Source organism: Methylobacterium sp. B1 (assembly GCF_000333255.1).
In the GTDB taxonomy this organism is placed as follows: domain Bacteria; phylum Pseudomonadota; class Alphaproteobacteria; order Rhizobiales; family Beijerinckiaceae; genus Methylobacterium; species Methylobacterium fujisawaense.
In genome coordinates this window covers 1-3,737 of sequence record NZ_BACT01000012.1, presented here as the reverse complement: position 1 = coordinate 3,737, position 3,737 = coordinate 1, and the positions used below count along the sequence as shown (strand labels likewise).

The 3,737-nt window shown below is 61.0% G+C and carries 7 protein-coding genes; 6 read left to right on the top strand and 1 reads right to left on the bottom strand.

Annotation, left to right across the window (positions count from 1 at the left end; all coding sequences use genetic code 11):
• Positions 1 to 80: 80 nt before the first annotated feature.
• The 6 genes from I53_RS00330 to I53_RS33560 all read left to right on the top strand — a co-directional run bounded on the left by I53_RS00330 (position 81) and on the right by I53_RS33560 (position 2,990).
• Entirely contained in the window at positions 81 to 518 is a 438-nt protein-coding gene (locus I53_RS00330) for a hypothetical protein (RefSeq protein ID WP_043345368.1), read from the top strand.
• 2 nt (positions 519 to 520) lie between these two features.
• Positions 521 to 988: a hypothetical protein gene (locus I53_RS00325; RefSeq protein WP_148291043.1), complete on the top strand. Its 468-nt coding sequence runs from the start codon at positions 521 to 523 to the stop codon at positions 986 to 988.
• Complete coding sequence (locus tag I53_RS00320) at positions 985 to 1,224, top strand: tail protein X (protein WP_043345363.1); 240 nt, start codon at positions 985 to 987, stop codon at positions 1,222 to 1,224. Before I53_RS00325 ends, I53_RS00320 begins: the two co-directional genes overlap by 4 nt.
• A 1-nt stretch (position 1,225) precedes the next feature.
• Positions 1,226 to 2,404, top strand: coding sequence for a hypothetical protein (locus I53_RS00315; protein ID WP_043345362.1), 1,179 nt, complete (start codon positions 1,226 to 1,228; stop codon positions 2,402 to 2,404).
• Between the two features lie 131 nt (positions 2,405 to 2,535).
• Positions 2,536 to 2,835 (top strand): phage tail assembly protein, encoded by a 300-nt coding sequence (locus I53_RS00310; protein ID WP_043345360.1) that lies wholly within the window; start codon positions 2,536 to 2,538, stop codon positions 2,833 to 2,835.
• Positions 2,835 to 2,990, top strand: a complete 156-nt coding sequence (locus I53_RS33560; RefSeq protein ID WP_187294287.1) for a hypothetical protein — start codon at positions 2,835 to 2,837, stop codon at positions 2,988 to 2,990. The genes I53_RS00310 and I53_RS33560 overlap by 1 nt, the downstream gene beginning before the upstream one ends.
• Before the next feature lie 392 nt (positions 2,991 to 3,382).
• On the opposite strand, the gene I53_RS00305 is transcribed toward I53_RS33560, so the two are convergent.
• Positions 3,383 to 3,574, bottom strand: a complete 192-nt coding sequence (locus I53_RS00305) for a recombinase-like helix-turn-helix domain-containing protein (RefSeq protein ID WP_051044587.1) — start codon at positions 3,572 to 3,574, stop codon at positions 3,383 to 3,385.
• Between the last annotated feature and the right edge of the window lie 163 nt (positions 3,575 to 3,737).

The window sequence follows — 3,737 nt, the reverse complement described above, 5'->3', positions numbered from 1 at the left end:
CGAGGCTCGCATCTTCGCCGACGATACCGTCGACAAGCGCAAGACCGAGGCCGACCGCCACTTCTTAAGGGGTCGATACAATGTCTGAAGCTCGTATCCGAGACCTCGAGTCTCAGCTCGCCCAGGCGAACAAGCGCCTCGCCGACGATGCCAAGCGTTCCGCCATCGGCATGGCGCTCGCCCGTGCGCGGGTGTCCGATCCCAACCGCGTGTACGACGCTATCGCCGCCAAGGTCACCCAGGACCACTTCGGAAGATGGGTGGTCGGCACTGACGGCGTTGCCGAGACCGGCCCCGACGACGGCTGCACGTACTCCCTCGACCGCCTCGTCGCCGATGTCGCCGGCCAGAACGCCAAGCCGGCCGAGACTTCTACCACCGAGACCGGCGTCATCCTCGACCCGAAACACCCGCGGTTCAACTACACGGCCGCAACCATCGAGGCGCGCAACAATCCGGCCGCGCACGCTGTGCTGATGGAGCACCTCGAATATCGCGCTGGACTTGGAAGGAAGTAACGATGCGTACCCCGCAAGGAACAGGTTGGCTCGCCCGTCAGCAAGCCGCAAAGGCCGCCATGGCGTCCGGCATCCACCCTGTCTACGATAATGAGGCGGATCGGGCTCGACGCGAGATGCTTGCCGCCAAGGCTGAGGAAGACCGGCTCGCCCGCGAGGCCGCCGAAGCCCGGATCACCAGCACGGTCTCCGTCTGCCCATGCTGCGCCGGCAAGGGTCACACACCCGTCCCCGACGCTGCGGCGTGGGTCGAGGCTCGCCGCAGGTACAACTTCGTAGGCTGGAAACCCGACATGGCCACCATCGCCGAGCTGATGCGCTCTGCCATCGTCGTCGACCGGGACGGCAAGCCGATCACCGAGACCGTCAGCCACTCGACCATGGACGGGGAAAGCCCTGAGACGGCCGCCGACACCGACGAGGACGCCATCGCCCAGGCGACCGGCGAGAAGCCGCGGAGGAAGCGATGACCGGCACAACCCTCGTCGAGGTCTACGTCACCAAGCAGAATGAACGCTTAGATCAGATTGCCGCAAGACGGTACGGCTCAAGCGCGAACGACGTCGTAATTCACGTCATGAACGCCAATCCCGGAATCGAGCGGTACGGCATCATCCTGCCGCCCGGTATCAAAATTAAGCTCCCCGACCTGCCGAAGTCTGCCACGACCACGACAGTGCGGGAGAATAAGACACTCTGGAGTTGACATGCCTCAGGGTGCCTACACGCCTATCTTCGAAATTTGGAAGGGCGGAGAAAACTATACCGCGAACTTCAACAACCGCACCGTTCAGATTCAGGTCGACCTCGTCTCCGGCGGTGGTGGTGGTGATACCTGCCAAATCACGGTGGATGACCGCGATTGGCTCATTTCTACCCCGCAGGTCGGTGATGGACTAGAAATCTATCTCGGCTACGCGGAGGTCGGCCTCGCCCGCACGGGGGTTTTCCAGACGGACCGTGTGACCTTCACGGGACCACCGAAGGGCATCACGATCCACGGCACGGGCGCCTCGTTCGCGGGCTCGATCAAGAGCCACGTGGTCAAGAACTTCGACGGGAAGTCGCTGGGCGATATCGTCAAGGGGCTCCTCGAAGGCACGGGCTACAGCGCCAACATCGACGAGAGCTTGTCCTCGTTGAAGATACCCTACCTCAACGTGAACCAGTCGCCGATAGCCGCCATCGAGAACCTGTCTCGCCAATACGGCGGTATCTTCAAGGTAAATGACAAGCAAGTCACCATTGGTAAGAGGGATGGAAACACCACTGCGTCGGGCGAGGCGATGTCGACCTACGTGCTCAATCCCTCGCATTTCGCCGAGTGGTCGGTCGAGCACCTGAATCGACATCAATACGACAAGGTGACGGCGACCTATAAGGATGCGGACTGGAACACGACCAAGTTCGAGTCCGCCGGTACATCGTCGTCCGGGTTCTTAACCGCGAACGGTGAATCGGCAGGTGGCGACAAGGTCTTTAACATCCGAGGCTGGTTTCAGAACAAGGAGCTTGCCCAGGCCGCTGCCAAGGCGAAGATGGCCGAACTCGACGACATGCTTGGGCAGGGTCAATTCCGCCTCGCTCAGGGAGACCCGTGGATCAGGGACTCGCAGCGTCTCATCCTAACCGGGTTTAGGACCGGAATTAACGGCGCTTACACTACCGATGTCGTGCGTCATACCTTTACCAAGGACGGCGGACTCTCGACCTCGATTGTAACCAAGCCGCCCAACACCGGCGATACGGGTTCATCGTCGGATATCCAGGGCGCCGTGACAGTCCCGGACGGCTCGGTGATCGGAACTACCTTGCCGACGACAATGCCTTCCAGCCTGCCGGATGGTACGCCCGCAGCACAAGGCCAGTACGGCCCAGGCGCGTGACGAGTTAGACCGGGGAATATCGCCCGGTTTAGCCTGTCTTTTCTCCCAGGATTACAACTTCAACCACGAATATCGGGCGCGGCGCAATGGCCGTCGTTCCGGTTCCCCTATCCATGGAAAAGCACAAGATTATGTCCAAGACCAACACCCAGAACGAGACCGGCCCGAAGCGCTTCGACCTCGTCAAGCCTTACGACTTCCGCGGCGCGCGCATCGACCACTTCATCGCCCGCGAGCCCAAGGTTCGAGACCTTCGTCAGTTCTTGAAGTTGGCCGAGACCGACAGCATCGCTGCCATTGAGGCGACCCTCGCCAATCTGTGCAGCGTCGATAATCCCGTGATCTCTGAAATGTCGATCAAGGACTTCGGTGTCATGAAGGCGTGGTACGAAGGTTTTTTGTCAGATCTCATCCCCGACTCGGAGATGTGATGCTCGACGCCTTCATGCTCATTGAGCGGTACAACTGGCCGATGAGCGAGATAGAGGCGCTGGACTGGTCCGACTACTGTGCGATAGTTGACGGCGCCAAGCTCATGTTCGAGCGAGAGCGTAAGGCTGCCGAGGCTGCGGCGAAGGGCCGGTGACCCGCGACACGGCGTAGGTCGGGGGCCGTCGACACACTTGTTCCATGGATAGGGTAACGATCCCTACAGGGCCTCCCCCTTCCATGAGATGGGGCTACACGGCTCCTCGATCCCCTCGACGAGGTCGCACAAGTATCTCGTCAACGCCCTCCCCGACAATGGTGGTAATACCACCTTAACCGCATGCCGATCCCGTCGACAGGCTGCTAGCCTTGCCATTGGTATACCAGATGCCACACAAAAGGCATTTCCGATATATCGAAACGGAGGGCATGAAAAAGCCCCCGCCTCCGATAGGAAGCGAGGGCCGCAGCGTCGACAGCACATCTATGGGCATCAAAGCATGAACGGTCGGCGCCGTAGTCCTGATGTGGTGGCGGTCTCGTCGTCTCTCAAGCAGCCCGTGCCAGGATTCGGCGAACCGTCATCGCCTGCCACTCGCCACCGCGAGCCGTAGCGACCCTGCGCGTGTTCAGCTCGCCCGCGATGGCGGCCAGGGTGGTGATGCCCTGTCGGCGGATGGACTCGATCACCGGCAGGATGTTGCGGGCGAAGGCGTCGGCATCGGCCTTCACGGTGACCACGCCCTTGGCACCGATTGGGTTTGTTACGCAAGCCTGATTCAGGGGCTGTCCGCAAGTATTTCGAGCCTCCGACTCAGTGGTGGCCCTCGACAATCACCCGGCCAGAAAATCAAGACCCCCCCCGGTCTTTTTTNTGGAAAGTCGGGGCCGGTNTACCCAACCC